Origin of the sequence: Collimonas sp. OK242 (genome assembly GCF_900107095.1) — a bacterium.
Taxonomy (GTDB): Bacteria; Pseudomonadota; Gammaproteobacteria; order Burkholderiales; family Burkholderiaceae_D; genus Collimonas.
The window spans coordinates 206341-222349 of record NZ_FNOR01000004.1 but is presented as its reverse complement, the minus strand read 5'-3'; the positions used below and the strand labels follow the sequence as shown (position 1 = coordinate 222349).

The window sequence follows — 16009 nt, the reverse complement described above, 5'->3', positions numbered from 1 at the left end:
CTTTTTCCTATCTGCCCCAGCATTGCGGCATTACTTCTTTTGTTTGGCCAGCCACTGTTCCAGCGCTTGCAGCGTGTTGCCGACATGCTTGTCCGGATCCATGCTGCTGTATTCGTAGATGATGCTGCCGTTGGGGGCGATGACATACGATACCCGGTCGGCGTAGTTGGTTTTGTAGAGCAGCACGGAATCGTAGGATTTCATGATGCTCTGGTCCTGATCGGCGGCAACCGGGAATTTGCTGCGGCATTCGCTGACGGAAAATTTATTGAGAGTATCGATGTTGTCGGCGGAAACCCCGATCACGGTAGCGCCGAGCGCCTTGTACTTGTCGACTGCGTCGGCAAACATGTGGGCCTCAATGGTGCAACCCTTGGTGAAGGCGGCGGGATAAAAGTACAGCACCACCGGGCCTTTTTTGAGCTCGTCGGCCAGCGAGTAGCTGAATACCTTGCCACCGATAGAGGCTTGCGTGGTAAACGCAGGCGCTTGCTGACCGGCCTTGAGAGCGGCAAAGGCCGGTGCTGCGACAGAACTGCAAACCAATACAGCGGCAATCAATCGTTTCATGAAGACTCCTGGTTAAAGATAGGTAGCATCATGCGTCGAGATCGCAGCGTTGTCCAATCACGTGTTCAGCCTGTGCGGGTGACAAGCTGCTTAGTGACCGCCATGCCAGCCGCCGCCACCGCCCCAGCCTCTGCCGCCCCAGCCACGCGAGTAGCTAAAGCCGATACCAACGCTAGGTGCTACGTAGACTGGTGCGGGAGCATAATAGCCATAGCCACCGCCGTAGTAACCGCCGCCATAGTATGGATCACCAGCGTATGCGCCGTATGGATAGGCCACACAGCCGCCCAGCAACAAGGTTGCGCCAACTAATGCCATGCCGGTTAAAAGTCGTTTTTTCATGATGCCCTCCGTCCATCGCTCTAATGCCAGTTGGATATGAGCCTAGCAGATAAGTTCAGCTTGGGAAGGGGGGTATGTATCACGCCAGAATCGGAAATTGTGGGGGTATGTCGAAATCGCTCATGGAAACACGGGAGAGATTGGCGGTTTTTTTCTATACCCCGCCCAGTATCAGTGCGGAGCATAGGAATTGACTTACTACTTTTACAATCGGTAACCAAATTCACGATGAAATCGATTATCGATTTCGGCGCGGCTAGGTGTGTGATTCTGCGGGCCTTGATGGGCAATCTTGATGCTGCCCATCAAACTGGAGAGACGGCCGGTGGTAGCCCAGTCCATGCCGTTGTTCAGGCCGTACAGCATGCCGGCGCGGAAGGCGTCGCCGCAGCCGGTAGGATCCAGAACCTGCTCCGCCTTGACGCAAGGAATGTCGATTTTTCCGCCGCCGGTAAATATCTCCGCGCCGAGTTCGCCGCGGGTGACTATCAGCGCCGATACCCGCTCGGCGATTTGCGGCAGCGACAAGCCGGTGCGTGAAGCCAGCATCTCGGCTTCGTAATCATTCATGGCGATGTAGGTTGCGAGTTCGATGAACTGCTTCAGTTCGTCGCCGTTGAACATCGGCATGCCCTGGCCCGGATCGAAGATCAGCGGGATGCCTTGCGCCACGCAGTCGGCGGCATGTTGCAGCATGCCGTCGCGGCCGTCCGGAGCCACGATCGCCAGTTTGACCGGACCGGCATCGGCCACTTTATTTTCGTGCGAGTGGGTCATCGCGCCTGGATGGAAGGCGGTGATCTGGTTATTGTCGGAGTCGGTGGTGATGAAACATTGCGCAGTGTAGATCGACTCGATGATGCGTACGGTTTTGCGCGAAATGCCTTGGCTATCCAGTCTCTCAAGGTAGTCGCCGCCATCGTGGCCGATGGTGGCCATGATCTGCGGATCGCCACCCAGCAGCTTCAGGTTGTAGGCGATATTGCCGGCACAGCCGCCAAAGTCGCGGCGCATGGTCGGCACCAGGAACGAGACGCTGATCTTGTGCAGCTGATCCGCCAGCAGCGAATCCGAGAAACGTCCCGGAAATTGCATGATGACGTCGAAAGCCAATGAACCGCAGATGAGAGAGGACATAATATATTTTTTGGGACAAAGTTTACATCGCAGTCGCGCGTAGGCACTGCGTGCCCACCCTACGATAAAACGGTTAAATTGCGAAGAAGAATAACGATACGGAGTTTAGCATTACGGATAATACAGATATACCCGGTAACCCGATGCCTTCAGCTGCAATAACTCAAACCCCAGCTTCACAGGCTGTTCCTGGTCGCTGCCGAAGCCCTGGGCCGGACTGAGCGATGCGTTCAAATAATCGTGAGGCGCAAATACGCGCCGCACTATCGCCTTCTCGTTCGCATCGTTCAAGGTCAGTTCGATGTTGGGCCAGGCTTGCACGGTGTCGCTGCGATTGCGCAGCAACAGGTTGAGTGAATACAGATTGCGCGCAGGATCCAGCGCTTGCAGTTCATTGGACTCGATCGAAATACTGTCGATTTTCATAGGCAGGCCAACCGTACAGCCGATTTTCGCGCAGGCGCTGATCAGCGTCGGCTTGAGCTGCGGCATGCGTGCCGCCAGCTGGTCGCGGAAAAAATAGGTCGACTGCGCAAGCAGTCCGATCAACAATAGTGCGCCTATGCCCCACATGGCTCCGCGCAGCGGGCCGCCGAGGCGCTGTCTGCGGCGTGCGCTCAGGACGAAGTCGGGTTCATCGCTGGCATCCAGCTCGGGTTCGGCAGTTTTCTCGCGGCTTTTCCTTTTGCTGCCGTTTTCGCTGCCGTCGGCCGCGCTCAAGGAAGCTGCCGCTGCGGTGTTCTTTTCGCCGCGCCATGGCTTGCGTTGAAGCTCGTCGATGATGCGGTCGAGCTCGTCATCGTCGGCGTGTGCGGCGCCATCTTTCGCGTCGGTTTTTGCCGTCAGCGGGTAATCGTCTTGCCCGGCGACGTGCATCAAGGTCATGCGCGCCATCTGATTGTCTTCGTCATCGCTATCGTCTACATGACGATGCCAGACATTCGGCGCCGGCGAACTGCTCGTCGGCTGGTCCGGATCGATGGGGGCGGACGGCTTGATCAAGCCGAATGGCGTGTGATGCACATCGGCTGGCGCCGATTGGCTGGTTTCTTCAGCGATGCGTAAATCTTCTTCGAGACCATCAATCGCAGCTTCTACCCGATCCGAAGCCGAGGTTTTCGTTTCGGCGGCGTTGATGATGACGGCTGCGCTGATGCTTGTCGCCGGTAGCGGGCGATCGGTAGCCACCATGGCTGCCGCTTCGGCGGCCGGCAACCGAGGCGGCAACTGCTCCGGCTGCTGTTCAGAAAACGGTTGCGGTGCGATGTGCACCGCGTGTGCGGCAGCGGGCTGTGATTCGCCATGCTGCGGTTCCGTCCGGGCTGCCTTATCGGCGGCGACAGCATGAGTTTGGGCGCTGCTGATTTCTTGCTCTGGCACCGCTGCAGGTGTCGCCACCGGCGCTGCCACGTCAGGCCGCACCAGGTGTTCGATACCGTTGAAGACTTCGCGGCAGCTGCCGCAGCGGACCAGGCCGCCGCGCAGCTTCAGCTGGTCATTGGCGACCCGGAAGGTGGTCTGACAATGCGGACATTGGGTCGCGAGCGCCATGATGTGCTGCTTACTTCAGGCTTCCGGACAGCGCTACCCAGCCGTCCTGCTCTGCCCAGACGGTCAATGGAATCCATTGGGCGTAGGCGGCAATGACATCATCCGCCTGCTCTGCCAGCACGCCGGACAGGGTCAGGCTGCCGCCGGCCGCGATGCGGCTGCACAGCATCGGCGCCATCAGCTTGAGCGGGCCGGACAGGATGTTGGCCACCACGATATCGAATACCTGCAGCGGGCTCTGGGTGCTGAAATCTTCCGGCAGATAATAGGCGACGTCGCAATGATTGCGTTCGCTGTTGTAACGCGCCGCATTAATCGCATGCGGGTCGATATCGACGCCGATGACCGTGCTGCTGCCGAGTTTCTTGGCGACCATGGCCAGGATGCCCGAGCCGCAACCGTAATCGAGCACCGATTGCGGTTTTTGCAGCGGGACTTGGATTTCCAGCCATTCCATGCAGAGGCGGGTGGTGGGATGGCTGCCGGTGCCGAAAGCCAGGCCCGGATCGAGTTCCAGGATCAGGCCGTTGGCGTCGGGTGCATCGTGCCAGCTAGGCACTACCCAGATATTCTTGCCGATATGGATAGGTTCAAATTGAGATTGCGTCAGGCGCACCCAGTCCTGTGCCGCGACCGGGCGCAAAGAGTAGGGCGGGACCGCTACGCCGCAAGCTTTGGCGGCGTTGCTGACTATAGCTTCATGATCGGCATCGACCTCGGCCAGAGCCACCACCCGGCTACGTTGCCAGGCAGCTTCCTTGGGCTCCATGCCGGGTTCGCCGAACAAGGGTTGTTCGGCGGCGGTTCCCAGGTCAGCATCTTCTACCGAAACCGACAAGGCGCCAGCATCCATCAACGCATCAGACAGCGCCTCGGCGTCGCTCAATGCAACTTCAATAACAATCTCGGTCCAGCTCATCAGATGCCTTACTGTGTGTTGTGGATCATCACCCGAAGGTGCTTATCCTTGTTTCTTTACCGCTTTATCTGTCTCTTTCGCCACCACCGGCCGTTCGGCCAGCTTGTGCTCCAGATAGTGGATGTTGGTGCCGCCTTCGATGAAACGGGCGTCAATCATCAGCTCGCGATGCAGCTGGATGTTGGTTTGTATGCCTTCCACTACCATTTCCGACAGAGCAATCTGCATCCGCTTGATAGCTTGCTCGCGGGTGGCGCCGTAAGAAATCACCTTGCCCACCATCGAATCGTAATGCGGCGGCACGAAATAGCCTGCATATGCATGCGAATCAACCCGGATGCCAGGGCCGCCAGGCGCATGCCATGACAGGATTTTGCCAGGAGATGGCGTGAATTTGAACGGGTCTTCGGCGTTGATGCGGCACTCGATCGCATGGCCGGACAGCTGGATATCGCGTTGGCGGAAACGCAGCTTTTCGCCGGCCGCAATACGAATCTGTTCCTGCACGATATCGATGCCGGTGATCATTTCGGTGATCGGATGCTCAACCTGAACCCGGGTATTCATTTCGATGAAGTAGAACTCGCCGTTTTCATACAGGAATTCAAAAGTGCCGGCGCCGCGGTAATCCATCTTGCGGCAAGCTTCGGCGCAACGATCGCCGATTTTTTCGATGACCTTGCGCGGGATGCCTGGCGCCGGCGCTTCTTCGATGACCTTCTGGTGGCGGCGTTGCATCGAGCAATCGCGTTCGCCCAGCCAGACGGCGTTCTTGAACTGGTCGGCCAGGATCTGGATTTCCACGTGACGCGGATTTTCCAGATACTTCTCCATATACACTTCCGGATTGCCGAACGCGGCGCCGGCTTCAGTCTTGGTCATGGTTACCGCGTTGGCCAGCGCCGCTTCAGTGTGCACCACGCGCATGCCGCGTCCGCCGCCGCCGCCGGCCGCCTTGATGATGACCGGGTAGCCGATCTTGCGGGCAATCTTGACGACTTCCTTCGTATCGTCCGGCAACGCGCCTTCAGAGCCCGGAACACAGGGCACGCCGGCACGGATCATGGCTTGTTTGGCGGATACTTTATCGCCCATCAGGCGGATATTCGCCGGCCGCGGGCCGATGAAGACAAAGCCTGATTGCTCGACGCGTTCAGCGAAATCGGCATTTTCGGACAAGAAGCCGTAGCCAGGGTGAATCGCCTCGGCATCGGTGACTTCTGCGGCGCTGATGATGGCCGGCATGTTGAGATAGCTCAGGCTGGACGGCGCAGGGCCGATACAGACCGATTCATCCGCCAGTTTCACATACTTGGCGTCACGATCAGCCTCGGAATGGACCATCACGGTTTTGATGCCCATCTCACGGCAGGCGCGTTGGATGCGCAAGGCGATTTCGCCGCGGTTGGCGATAAGGATTTTTTCAAACATAGTAATTGGTATATGCGTCGCTAAAAGTTAAGCGTTATCAAGCATTGGATTGGCAACACAGGCCCCGCATGAAGCCGGAAAAAGGCGCTGCATCAACAACCAGAACGGCGAGATCCGTATGACGCGGATGCCGCCGTGCAGACTACTGGGTGGAGCCGTATCAGCCAACAATCAGCCGATAATAAACAATGGCTGGCCGAATTCGACCGGCTGGCCGTTTTCCACCAGGATCTTCTTCACTACGCCAGAAGCGTCGGCTTCGATTTCATTCAGCAATTTCATGGCTTCGATGATGCACAGGGTGGCGCCTTCCTTGACTTCCGAACCGACTTCGACAAACGCTGGCGAGCCGGGAGCCGAAGAACGGTAGAAGGTGCCGACCATTGGCGATTTGACAATGTGGCCTTCCGATACCGGTTCTACCGGTGCTGCGACAGCCACTGGGGCCGGCGCCGCTACCTGGTATTGGGCCGGGTGTTGTTGCGGTTGCATCATGACAACCTGGTTTTGCTGGGATGCAGACGACTTGACGATACGGACCTTGCTTTCGCCTTCGGTCACTTCAAGTTCTTCGATGTCTGACTCCGCGACCAGGTCGATCAGCGTTTTGAGTTTTCTCAAATCCATATGCAATCCTTCAGAATATATTAATGAAAAGCTATTTTCGTTTTTTTGGCAGACAGCTCAGCGCAGTTGCAAGGAATCAGCAAAGACTCCGTAGCGACAGGGCTATCAACTAGAGTTTCTTAATGACAAAATCAACTGCTGCGCGATAACCGTCCACGCCCAAACCGCAAATGACGCCCACCGCGACATCCGATAAATAGGAATGATGTCGAAATGCTTCTCGCTGGTGGATGTTCGAGATGTGGACTTCGACAAAACGGATTGCCACTCCCGTCAATGCGTCGCGTAAGGCGACGCTGGTATGCGTAAGCCCACCGGGGTTGATCACAATGGCGTCGACGCCTTCTGTTTTGGCCGCGTGGATGCGGTCTATCAGTGCGCCTTCGTGATTGCTTTGGAAGTGCTCAAGCCGAGCCCCGGCGGCGGCTGCCTGGACCCGTGCTGCTTGCTCGACGTCGCTCAGCGTAGTCGAACCGTAGACTTCTGGCTCTCTTGTACCCAGTAAATTCAGGTTGGGTCCGTTGAGTAGAAGTATATTTTTTGCCATGGAGATGGTGCTCCGTTTGACGATGATGGCCGCATTTTGCCGTCAAATGACGTTGACTGGCAAGGGAAAATTTGTTTCTGTTAAATTTCAGCGGAGCAATGCTAATTATTTTCCCGGGGGCTAGGGCGTGTTGACCTAAGGCTACAGCAATCCCAGATCTTGCCGTAACTCGTCGAATTTAAGGCTACCCAGGTACATTTTTTTCACCTGGCCATCGCGGCCTATCAAGACGGTGAAGGGCAGGCCGCCGCTCTGGTTGCCGAACTGCCGCAGCAGCGCAGTGGCGCCAGCGCCAGCTACATACAAGGGATAAGAGATTTTGTATTTTTCTGCAAATTTAGCGATGTTATCGGCGGAATCGATGCCGATGCCGACGATTTGTATATTCTTGGCCGCTATCTCAGCTTGCAGGGCATTCAGTTCCGGCATCTCTGCCACGCAGGGCGCACACCAGGTTGCCCAGAAGTTGACGACCAGGGGTTTGCCCTTCCATTGCGCCAATGCACTGGCCTTGCCGCTGGCGTCAGGCATTTCCTGGGCTAGCAGACTGGCTGTCGCCATGCTTTCCGGAGATGCGGGCGTATGGCGTTGGACGCCAAAATAAACGCCGATCACGCAAAATAGAATGGCAATCGGCGCAAATATGAATATATTTCTTTTCATTAATCTTCTTTTTGCTTGTCTTCTTGATGGATCAGCGCAAGTACCGCATTGAGATCGGCCCGCTCGGCCCGTTTACCGGATGCGGCCCTGATACTACCGCGCAAATCGTCAGTTTCATATAGGGTGAGATGCAGCCCTTCTTTTTTATACATGAAACTCACAGTTTCCACCGGGTCGTTATTACCACTAGTTTTAAGGGGAGGGCTGGTAGACAGCTCAAACTGTACATTTTTATTAAAAAGGAAAATTTCGACGTCTTTGGGGCTGTCGACAAACAAGTGTAAATGGATGTCCGAGTGTGCTCCGGCAGTGCCATTGAGGACAGCACCTGTAAGATAAGGCCTAAATTGCCTTAGCTCACCCATGATTTCGGCGGCGATCCGGCGCAAATGCAAGAGCCGCGCCGGTTGCGTATCGGCAAAGAATAGTTCGTTATATATGCGCACTTCTTCTTCGATCTGGGCGTTATCAGGCAAGTACTCGCCGCGAATTTTGCCGCCGCCTCGTTTACTGCCGACGCACAGTTCGACCGCTTTGCGCTTCGCAGTGCCGTAATCGGCGCCGTCCTCGGCAATCATGCGGGCCGCCGCCGCCGCAATTTCCGCGCGCAGCTGCTCCAGTTCAGGTGAGAGATTGGATGTCATGACAGGCATGATAAATCGATTTGACGGCAGCCGTCCCGCTGCATTTCACTTTTTCCAAGCCCTGTTAGCGGGTGCGGCGGCCGCTCAGGTAAAATCACGGTATTCCTCTTTTCAGCATAGTGAAACTCAAGAATGCATATTCATATCCTTGGTATCTGCGGCACCTTTATGGGTGGTTTGGCGGTGCTGGCCAAACAGGCCGGGCATAAAGTCACCGGCTGCGATGCCAATGTGTACCCGCCGATGAGCACCCAGCTCGAAGAGCAGGGAATTACCTTGATTCAGGGCTTCGGCGTTGAACAAACTGCCTTGCAGCCCGATTTGTACGTCATCGGCAATGTTGTGGTGCGGGGCAATCCGCTGATGGAAGAAATCCTGAATCGCGGCTTGCCTTATATCTCGGGCCCGCAATGGATAGGCGAGCATATTCTGCGCGACAAGTGGGTACTGGCGGTGGCCGGCACCCACGGCAAGACCACGACTTCGGCGATGCTGGCCTGGATTCTGGAAGACGCCGGCTACGATCCGGGTTTTCTGATCGGCGGCGTGCCGATGAATTTCGGCATATCGGCGCGTCTGTCGGGTAAGGCTCAGGCAGGCGCAAACGCAGCGCCATCGTCGTTCTTTGTCATCGAAGCCGATGAATACGATACGGCATTTTTCGATAAGCGCAGTAAATTCGTCCATTACCACGCCAAGACCGCGATTCTGAATAACCTCGAATACGATCATGCCGACATCTTTCCCGATCTGGCGGCGATCGAAACCCAATTCCATCACCTGGTCCGCACCATCCCCGGCGTCGGCCGGCTGATCGTCAATCGCCGCGAACCGGCATTGCAGCGTGTGCTGGACCGCGGTTGCTGGAGCGAAAAGGAATTTTTCGGCGGCGATCACGACCAGCCGGGCTGGTCGCTGCGCACGCAAGACAATGGCCACTTTGAAGTAGGCTTCAATGGCGAACCGCAGGGCACGGTGCAGTGGGAATTGAGCGGCGAGCATAACCGCATGAACGCCCTGGCCGCGATTGCCGCCGCCCGCCATGTCGGCGTGCCGCCGGCGCAGGCCATCGGCGCCTTGTCCCGCTTTGAGAATGTTAAACGGCGCATGGAATTGCGCGGCAGCGTCCGCCAGATCGCGGTGTATGACGATTTTGCCCACCATCCAACCGCAATCGCCACCACGGTCGCCGGTTTGCGCAAAAAAGTAGGCGCGGCACGGATCCTGGCGGTGCTGGAACCACGCTCGAACACGATGAAGCTGGGCGCCATGAAAGAAGCGCTGCCGGGCAGCCTGAGCGAGGCCGACCTGGTGTTCGGCTATGGCGCCAAGGGCGCCGGCAAGGATGCGCTGGACTGGAACCTGGCCGTAGCGCTGCAGCCGCTTGGCGGCAAAGCGAGTACTTACGACCAGCTCGACCAGCTGGTGGCGGCGATCGTCAAGGCGGCCCAACCGGGGGACCAGGTACTGGTGATGAGCAACGGCGGTTTCGGCGGCGTCCATCAAAAGATTCTGGCGGCACTTTCCTTACCTTTGCCTGGATTGCAATGATCTTGTATCTGCACGGTTTTCGCTCTTCGCCGCAATCGTTCAAGGCGCGTCTGCTGGCCGAGCGCATGCAGCGGCTGGGGCGAGCTGCCGAATACCTCTGCCCACAGCTGCCAGCCTCACCCGCTGCCGCGATAGCTGTGGCGCGCGCCTGTATCCAGGCTTGCGATCCAGCCGGCCTGACCCTGATCGGTTCCTCGCTGGGCGGCTATTACGCCACCTGGCTGGCCGAGCAGCTCGGCTGCCGTGCGGTGCTGCTGAATCCGGCAGTCAAGCCGCCGCGCGACCTGGAAAAATATATCGGCGTCAGCACGCAATATCACTCTGACGAACCATTTGAGTTCAAGCGCGAGTACATCGAGCAATTGCAGGCCTTGCAGATCGGACCGATCACCCGGCCGGAGCGTTATTTCCTGATTGCCGCCACCGGCGACGAAGTGCTCGACTGGCAAGAAATGGTAGGCCATTACCGGCAAGCGAGGCAGCAGGTGATACAAGGCAGCGATCATGGCATCAGCGAATTTGCCGAATATGCCGACGCGGTGCTGGCATTTTGCGGGATTGCATGCGGCCCCGCAGCGACGGCGGGGGCTTGATGTCGCGTTCCCATACCTGCGCTCAATGGCATGATCATGCCAACGGCGTCGATCCTTCCGCTAATTTGCGCGATTGGCTGACCGATCGGGTCTCGCTGACCTATAAGCTGATGGCGCATTGCCAACAGTTTCGTGTCCAGCGCCTGCGCCAGCAGCGCGCCATGTGCCTGGCTGAGGAATGGCAGGCGATCGGCTTGCCGCGCCGCCTTCAGGTGCAGGAGCGGGATGTCTTGCTGCGTTGCGACGACCGTCCCATGGTGCTGGGGCACACGGTGCTGGCGCTGGACGCGACGACCGCCGAATGGCCTTTTTTCGGCTCCCTCGGTGAGCGTTCACTCGGCACCACGCTGTTCGGCGATCCGCTGGTGCGGCGCGGGCAGCTGCAATTTGCCCGCCTGTACGGCGATCATCCGTTGGTGCGGCGCATGTGCGCTGCCAGCGGCAAGGACAGTTTTCCTTACCCTTTGTGGGCCAGGCGTTCGGCCTTCCGCCGCAAAACCGGCGTCATGCTGGTGACGGAAGTATTTTTTCCCGAGATCGAGGAGTTGCGGCGCGCGCGTCCAGACATCAAAGTGCTGTCCCCCGATTTTTCCGTTTCCTCTGATCTGTCCCGGCATATTCATCCGGCCCATCAATTATTATCATTTGGCGCTGCAAGATAAGCACAAGGTGCTGGCAGCGGTATCATCAGAAATCCACACGTAAAGCATGCAATGAATCTATTTTTTGAAGAGTCCGGCGACTTTAAAGCAGGTGTCGTACTGTCGCAGCAAGGCGAGGCCTATCAGGTCGAACTGCAGTCGGGCAAACGCAGCAAGGTCAAATCCAAGGACGTGCTGTTGCAATTCACCACGCCGACACCGCAGCAATTATTGGAAGACGCGCAACACATAGCACAACAGATCGAGCTCGATTTCCTGTGGGAAGTCGCGGGCCAGGAAGAGTTCGGATTCGCCGAACTGGGCGCAGAGTATTTCGGCCATGCGCCGCTGCCGGCGGAAGCAGCGGGTTTGCTGTTAAGCCTGCATACGGCGCCGATCTATTTTTACAAGAAGGGCAAGGGCCGTTACAAGGCCGCGCCGGAAGCCTCGCTGAAAGCAGCCCAGGCCGGCATCGAAAAGAAAAAGCAACAAGCTTTGGTCCAGGCCGGATACGTCGAACAGCTGAAGGCGGGGCAATTGCCGGATGTGATGAAGCCGCTGGCGCTGCAGCTCTTGTTCAAGCCTGACAAGAACAGCCTCGAATACAAGGCGCTGGAAGCCGCTTGCAATGAATTGCAAACTTCACCGCAGCGTCTGATGCTGACGGTCGGCGGCGTCGCCTCGCCGAAGCAGTTGCATCTCTCCAAATTCTTGCTGGAATTTTTCCCGAAAGGTTCGGGATTTCCGAAAATTGTGATTCCGGCGGTGGCGGATCTGCCGCTGGCGCCGGTGCAGGCATTTTCTATCGATGACGTGACCACAACGGAAATCGACGATGCCTTGTCGGTGCAGACGCTGGCGGACGGCAAGGTGCGGATCGGAATTCATATCGCCGCCCCGGGTCTGGGCATCAAGCGCGGCGACGCGCTGGACGCGATTGCACGCCAGCGCATGTCGACCGTGTATATGCCAGGCGACAAGATCACCATGCTGCCGGACGAGCTGGTAGAAGCTTTCACCCTGGCCGAAGGAAAAAACTGCCCGGCGCTGTCGCTGTACGCTACTCTCGATCCTGCCGACTGGAGCGTGGTCAGCACGGAAACCAAGGCTGAACTGGTGCCGATTTCAGCCAACCTGCGTCACAACACGCTCGACGAATTGGTGACAGAAGAAAATCTCGCCAGCGACGCCGGCGACTATCCGCACAAGGCCGACATTGCGGTGTTGTGGAAATGGATACAAGTGTTGGAGCAAGGCCGCATGGCCAAGCGCGAAAGTTTCGGCTTGCGGCCGGAGCAAAACAACCGGGTCGATTTCAACTTCTATGTGGAAGACGAGGTGGTCACCATCGCGCGCCGCAAGCGCGGTGCGCCGCTGGACAAGATCGTCGCCGAACTGATGATCTTTGCCAACAGCAGCTGGGGCAAGCTGATGGCCGATCACGGCGTGCCTGGCATCTACCGTGCACAGGGCGGCGGCAGCGGCGGCTGGGCTGCCAAGATGCAGGTGCGCATGGTCACCCATGCCGCCCCGCATCAAGGACTGGGGGTCGATCAGTACGCCTGGAGCACCTCGCCCTTGCGTCGTTATACCGATCTGGTCAACCAGTGGCAGATCCTGGCCTGCGTCGAAGGCGGCGTCGCTGCGCCGCTGGTAGCGCCATTCAAACCGCGCGATGCCGATCTGTTTGCGATCGTCTCCGGCTTCGACGCCGCGTATGCAGGTTATGGCGATTTCCAGTCGACTATGGAACGCTATTGGTGCCTGCGTTGGCTGCAGCAGGAGCAAGCGCGCCAGGTTGAAGCGGCTGTGCTGAAAGATGAAATCCTGCGCCTGGCCGAGATTCCCTTGATTATCAAATTGCCAGGCATGCAACAGCTGGCGCGCGGCACCCAGGTCAAGCTGGACATCATCCGCTGGGACGAGGTCGATTTGACGGTCGAGGCGCGCTTGCTGGAAGTCTGCGCAGCGCCAGGCGCCGATGCCTTGCAGCAGGAACCGGATGAGGATGAAATTTCGGAAGAGCTGGATGCCGCCATGGACATGCCGCATGAAGTGGTTGAGACAGCGGCCGAGGTAGCGCCGGCGGATCAGGCCGATCGCGAAGGCGCTCCGCTCGTCGAACTTGAGGGCGCCATCCAGGACACCAAGCCACTGGCAGAATGAACTCTCACTGCAATCGCACGACGGGCGCAGAAAGCAACGGTAAATTTCCCGTAGGCATCTCGCTTTGTCGTAGAATCCCTCTCTTTTATAGCGACATTTAGCTCACGCGTGAAATCCTTTTTCCAAAATCGAATCCTGGTCGGCGCCATCGCAGCGTCGGTACTGGCGCATGCGGCGTTGCTGGCGGTGCGGTTTGCGGCGCCGGAAGCGTTCAAGCTGAAGCCCACCGATCCTGCGCTGGAAGTGATCCTGGTGAACGCCAAGCACAATACCAAGCCGGTCAAGCCGGAGGCGCTGGCGCAAGCCAATCTGGATGGCGGCGGCAATGCCGATGCCGGCCGCGCCAAGTCGCCGCTGCCCGATATGCGCAAGTCGGAAGATGGCGACAATGTGCAGGCCACCAAGCGCCGGATCGAGCAGCTGGAACAGCAGCAGCAGCAAATGCTGGCGCAAATGCGCAAGGAAACGCCGTTGAAGATGCCGGCCATGGATCTGCACGACAAGGCCAGCGAGAATACGCCGCAGCCTACCGGCAGCGATCTGGTTGAGAGCGCCAAGGCGATCGCCCGCAAGGAAGCGGAAATCGCCAAGAATATCGACGATTACAATAAACGGCCGAAAAAGACGCAGATCACCCCGAGCACACGCGCAGTTGGCTACGCCGCCTATTACAAGTCGTTCCAGGACAAGGTCGAAAAACTGGGCACCTTGAACTTCCCGAAAAAGAACGGCAGGAATTTGTACGGCAGACTGGTGGTGTACATTCCTATTTACCAGGACGGCTCGCTGTACACGAGAGAGGGCGGTCCAAGAATCGAGCGCGGTTCCGGCAATCCGGACCTGGATCGCGCAACCCTGAAAATTATTGAGCGCTCGGCGCCGTTCGGGCGCTTCCCGGAGAATATGCGCAGCAGCGGCAAGGACGATGTGTGGGAAGTGATTTCCACTTTCGAATTTACCCGTGAGGGCCTGCTCGAAGCGCAGCTGATGGGCGGGATCAATCAATGACCGCTGCAGCGACCGATATAATGGCCGATGTACCTCCGTTCGCCGCCTACGTTGTGATCGGCAATCCGATTGCGCATAGCAAGTCGCCCGACATCCATGCGCGCTTTGCTGCCGATACCGGTCAAGACATGAGGTATGCGCGCTTGCTGGCGCCGCTCGACGGCTTTGCCGCGGCGGTGCGGGAATTCGTCGCGCAGGGCGGCCGCGGCGCCAATGTCACTGTGCCGTTCAAGCTGGAAGCGTATGCGCTTGCCGGCAGGCTGACGGCCCGGGCCAAGGCCGCCGGCGCGGTGAATACCTTGAAATTCGATGGCGGCGAAATATTGGGCGATAACACCGATGGCGTCGGCCTGGTCAACGATATCGTGCGGAATGCCGGTTTCGACCTGGCGCATAAAAAAATCCTGTTGCTGGGCGCCGGCGGCGCCGCGCGCGGCGTCTTGCTGCCGCTGCTGGAATGCCGGCCGGCGCAGCTGACGATTGCCAATCGCACCGCCGCCAAGGCGCTCGAGCTGGTGCAGCAGTTCCAGCAATATAGTGGTGACGATTGCACATTGAGCGCCTGCGGTTTTGCCGAAGTGCAGCAGCAATACGATCTGGTGATCAATGCCACCTCCGCCAGTTTGCAGGCAAAGTTGCCGCCAATCGCAGCCGGCGCATTCGGCCCGGCGACGCTGGCCTACGACATGATGTACGGCGCGCAGCCAACCATATTCATGCAGTTTGCGGCAAGCCATGGCGCACAGGTGCGCGACGGTCTGGGCATGCTGGTGGAGCAGGCGGCAGAATCGTTTTTTGTCTGGCGTGGCGTGCGGCCGCATACCGACGCAGTATTTGCCGCCTTGCGCGCGCAGCTGTAATTGTTTGTTCCGTTAATTATTTGCAGGGAATCAAGATGAAGTCAGCCGGCAAGATTTTCCTGCGCTTATGCATGCTGCTGATCGCCGCAGTTCTGCTGCTGCAGGTTTATTTTTTCGTACAGATCTGGTGGTGGGTCGATCACAATCCCGGCTCTACCAGTTTCATGCGGCATCGCTTGTCGGAGTTGCAGGAAACCGTGCCTGATGCGCAGTTGCAATTCAAATGGGTGCCCTACGCACGCATCTCGACCAATCTGAAGCGGGCGATCATCGCCTCTGAAGATGCCAATTTCTCCGAACATGACGGCGTCGACTGGGATGCCCTGCAACTGGCCTACGAGAAAAATACCAAGAAGGGCAAGGTGGTGCGCGGCGGCTCCACCATCACCCAGCAACTGGCGAAAAACCTGTTCTTGTCCGGTGAACGCAGTTATCTGCGCAAGGGACAGGAACTGATCATCACCTACATGCTTGAGTTCTGGATGGACAAGGAACGCATATTCGAAATTTACCTGAACGTGGTGGAGTGGGGCAACGGCGTTTTCGGCGCCGAGGCGGCGGCCCAGCATTACTTTAAAACCTCTGCCAGCAATCTTGGCGCCAGCCAGGCAGCGCGACTCGCAGTGATGCTGCCGAAGCCGCGTTTTTACGATAAGAATCGCGGCTCGGCTTATTTGTCGCAACGTACCGGGCTGATTTTGCGGCGCATGGGATCGGCTGAATTGCCTTAGGACCTGCCGAAAAGTTGTTTAATCTGGA

General features: G+C 57.9%; 17 protein-coding genes. 7 read left to right on the top strand and 10 right to left on the bottom strand.

Annotated features, from left to right (window positions below; genetic code table 11):
- Positions 1-30: 30 nt before the first annotated feature.
- From BLV81_RS05665 to BLV81_RS05620, 10 genes are all read right to left on the bottom strand, one after another.
- Positions 31-570: a peroxiredoxin gene (locus BLV81_RS05665; protein WP_092353282.1), complete on the bottom strand. Its 540-nt coding sequence runs from the start codon at positions 568-570 to the stop codon at positions 31-33.
- Positions 571-660: 90 nt separating this feature from the next.
- Entirely contained in the window at positions 661-912 is a 252-nt protein-coding gene (locus BLV81_RS05660) for a hypothetical protein (RefSeq protein ID WP_143036287.1), read from the bottom strand.
- 204 nt (positions 913-1116) lie between these two features.
- Positions 1117-2049, bottom strand: coding sequence for a carbohydrate kinase family protein (locus tag BLV81_RS05655; protein WP_092353278.1), 933 nt, complete (start codon positions 2047-2049; stop codon positions 1117-1119).
- A gap of 111 nt (positions 2050-2160) precedes the next feature.
- On the bottom strand, positions 2161-3600 hold the full coding sequence (locus tag BLV81_RS05650) for a DUF3426 domain-containing protein (protein WP_092353276.1): 1440 nt from the start codon (positions 3598-3600) through the stop codon (positions 2161-2163).
- A gap of 10 nt (positions 3601-3610) precedes the next feature.
- Complete coding sequence (prmA, locus tag BLV81_RS05645; protein ID WP_092353274.1) at positions 3611-4519, bottom strand: 50S ribosomal protein L11 methyltransferase; 909 nt, start codon at positions 4517-4519, stop codon at positions 3611-3613.
- 42 nt (positions 4520-4561) lie between these two features.
- Positions 4562-5950, bottom strand: a complete 1389-nt coding sequence (gene accC / locus BLV81_RS05640; RefSeq protein WP_092353272.1) for an acetyl-CoA carboxylase biotin carboxylase subunit — start codon at positions 5948-5950, stop codon at positions 4562-4564.
- A 171-nt stretch (positions 5951-6121) separates the two neighbouring features.
- Positions 6122-6577: an acetyl-CoA carboxylase biotin carboxyl carrier protein gene (accB, locus tag BLV81_RS05635; RefSeq protein WP_092353270.1), complete on the bottom strand. Its 456-nt coding sequence runs from the start codon at positions 6575-6577 to the stop codon at positions 6122-6124.
- Positions 6578-6686: 109 nt separating this feature from the next.
- Positions 6687-7124, bottom strand: coding sequence for a type II 3-dehydroquinate dehydratase (gene aroQ / locus BLV81_RS05630; RefSeq protein ID WP_092353268.1), 438 nt, complete (start codon positions 7122-7124; stop codon positions 6687-6689).
- A 141-nt stretch (positions 7125-7265) separates the two neighbouring features.
- Positions 7266-7787, bottom strand: a complete 522-nt coding sequence (locus tag BLV81_RS05625) for a TlpA family protein disulfide reductase (RefSeq protein WP_092353266.1) — start codon at positions 7785-7787, stop codon at positions 7266-7268.
- Positions 7787-8440: a hypothetical protein gene (locus tag BLV81_RS05620; protein ID WP_092353264.1), complete on the bottom strand. Its 654-nt coding sequence runs from the start codon at positions 8438-8440 to the stop codon at positions 7787-7789. The genes BLV81_RS05625 and BLV81_RS05620 overlap by 1 nt, the downstream gene beginning before the upstream one ends.
- A gap of 123 nt (positions 8441-8563) precedes the next feature.
- Here BLV81_RS05620 and mpl point away from each other — a divergent pair, with 123 nt between their 5' ends.
- The 7 genes from mpl to mtgA all read left to right on the top strand — a co-directional run bounded on the left by mpl (position 8564) and on the right by mtgA (position 15981).
- Positions 8564-9982: a UDP-N-acetylmuramate:L-alanyl-gamma-D-glutamyl-meso-diaminopimelate ligase gene (gene mpl / locus BLV81_RS05615; protein ID WP_092353262.1), complete on the top strand. Its 1419-nt coding sequence runs from the start codon at positions 8564-8566 to the stop codon at positions 9980-9982.
- Complete coding sequence (locus BLV81_RS05610) at positions 9979-10575, top strand: YqiA/YcfP family alpha/beta fold hydrolase (RefSeq protein WP_092353260.1); 597 nt, start codon at positions 9979-9981, stop codon at positions 10573-10575. The genes mpl and BLV81_RS05610 overlap by 4 nt, the downstream gene beginning before the upstream one ends.
- A complete protein-coding gene (locus BLV81_RS05605; protein ID WP_092353420.1) occupies positions 10575-11237 on the top strand; it encodes a chorismate--pyruvate lyase family protein in 663 nt (220 codons plus the stop codon). Before BLV81_RS05610 ends, BLV81_RS05605 begins: the two co-directional genes overlap by 1 nt.
- A 51-nt stretch (positions 11238-11288) precedes the next feature.
- Positions 11289-13382, top strand: coding sequence for a ribonuclease catalytic domain-containing protein (locus tag BLV81_RS05600; protein ID WP_255364982.1), 2094 nt, complete (start codon positions 11289-11291; stop codon positions 13380-13382).
- 108 nt (positions 13383-13490) lie between these two features.
- Positions 13491-14390, top strand: a complete 900-nt coding sequence (locus BLV81_RS05595; protein WP_092353259.1) for a TonB C-terminal domain-containing protein — start codon at positions 13491-13493, stop codon at positions 14388-14390.
- Positions 14387-15250 carry a shikimate dehydrogenase gene (gene aroE / locus BLV81_RS05590; RefSeq protein WP_255364981.1) on the top strand — a complete coding sequence of 288 codons (864 nt, stop codon included), beginning with the start codon at positions 14387-14389 and terminating at the stop codon, positions 15248-15250. The genes BLV81_RS05595 and aroE overlap by 4 nt, the downstream gene beginning before the upstream one ends.
- A gap of 35 nt (positions 15251-15285) precedes the next feature.
- Positions 15286-15981, top strand: coding sequence for a monofunctional biosynthetic peptidoglycan transglycosylase (gene mtgA, locus BLV81_RS05585; protein ID WP_092353258.1), 696 nt, complete (start codon positions 15286-15288; stop codon positions 15979-15981).
- Positions 15982-16009: the final 28 nt, after the last annotated feature.

Bases quoted from the DNA above. Each gene is read 5' to 3' on its own strand.
- BLV81_RS05665 (WP_092353282.1), bottom strand. From the start codon at position 570: ATGAAACGATTGATTGCCGCTGTATTGGTTTGCAGTTCTGTCGCAGCA.
- BLV81_RS05660 (WP_143036287.1), bottom strand. From the start codon at position 912: ATGAAAAAACGACTTTTAACCGGCATGGCATTAGTTGGCGCAACCTTG.
- BLV81_RS05655 (WP_092353278.1), bottom strand. From the start codon at position 2,049: ATGTCCTCTCTCATCTGCGGTTCATTGGCTTTCGACGTCATCATGCAA.
- BLV81_RS05650 (WP_092353276.1), bottom strand. From the start codon at position 3,600: ATGGCGCTCGCGACCCAATGTCCGCATTGTCAGACCACCTTCCGGGTC.
- prmA (WP_092353274.1), bottom strand. From the start codon at position 4,519: ATGAGCTGGACCGAGATTGTTATTGAAGTTGCATTGAGCGACGCCGAG.
- accC (WP_092353272.1), bottom strand. From the start codon at position 5,950: ATGTTTGAAAAAATCCTTATCGCCAACCGCGGCGAAATCGCCTTGCGC.
- accB (WP_092353270.1), bottom strand. From the start codon at position 6,577: ATGGATTTGAGAAAACTCAAAACGCTGATCGACCTGGTCGCGGAGTCA.
- aroQ (WP_092353268.1), bottom strand. From the start codon at position 7,124: ATGGCAAAAAATATACTTCTACTCAACGGACCCAACCTGAATTTACTG.
- BLV81_RS05625 (WP_092353266.1), bottom strand. From the start codon at position 7,787: ATGAAAAGAAATATATTCATATTTGCGCCGATTGCCATTCTATTTTGC.
- BLV81_RS05620 (WP_092353264.1), bottom strand. From the start codon at position 8,440: ATGCCTGTCATGACATCCAATCTCTCACCTGAACTGGAGCAGCTGCGC.
- mpl (WP_092353262.1), top strand. From the start codon at position 8,564: ATGCATATTCATATCCTTGGTATCTGCGGCACCTTTATGGGTGGTTTG.
- BLV81_RS05610 (WP_092353260.1), top strand. From the start codon at position 9,979: ATGATCTTGTATCTGCACGGTTTTCGCTCTTCGCCGCAATCGTTCAAG.
- BLV81_RS05605 (WP_092353420.1), top strand. From the start codon at position 10,575: ATGTCGCGTTCCCATACCTGCGCTCAATGGCATGATCATGCCAACGGC.
- BLV81_RS05600 (WP_255364982.1), top strand. From the start codon at position 11,289: ATGAATCTATTTTTTGAAGAGTCCGGCGACTTTAAAGCAGGTGTCGTA.
- aroE (WP_255364981.1), top strand. From the start codon at position 14,387: ATGACCGCTGCAGCGACCGATATAATGGCCGATGTACCTCCGTTCGCC.
- mtgA (WP_092353258.1), top strand. From the start codon at position 15,286: ATGAAGTCAGCCGGCAAGATTTTCCTGCGCTTATGCATGCTGCTGATC.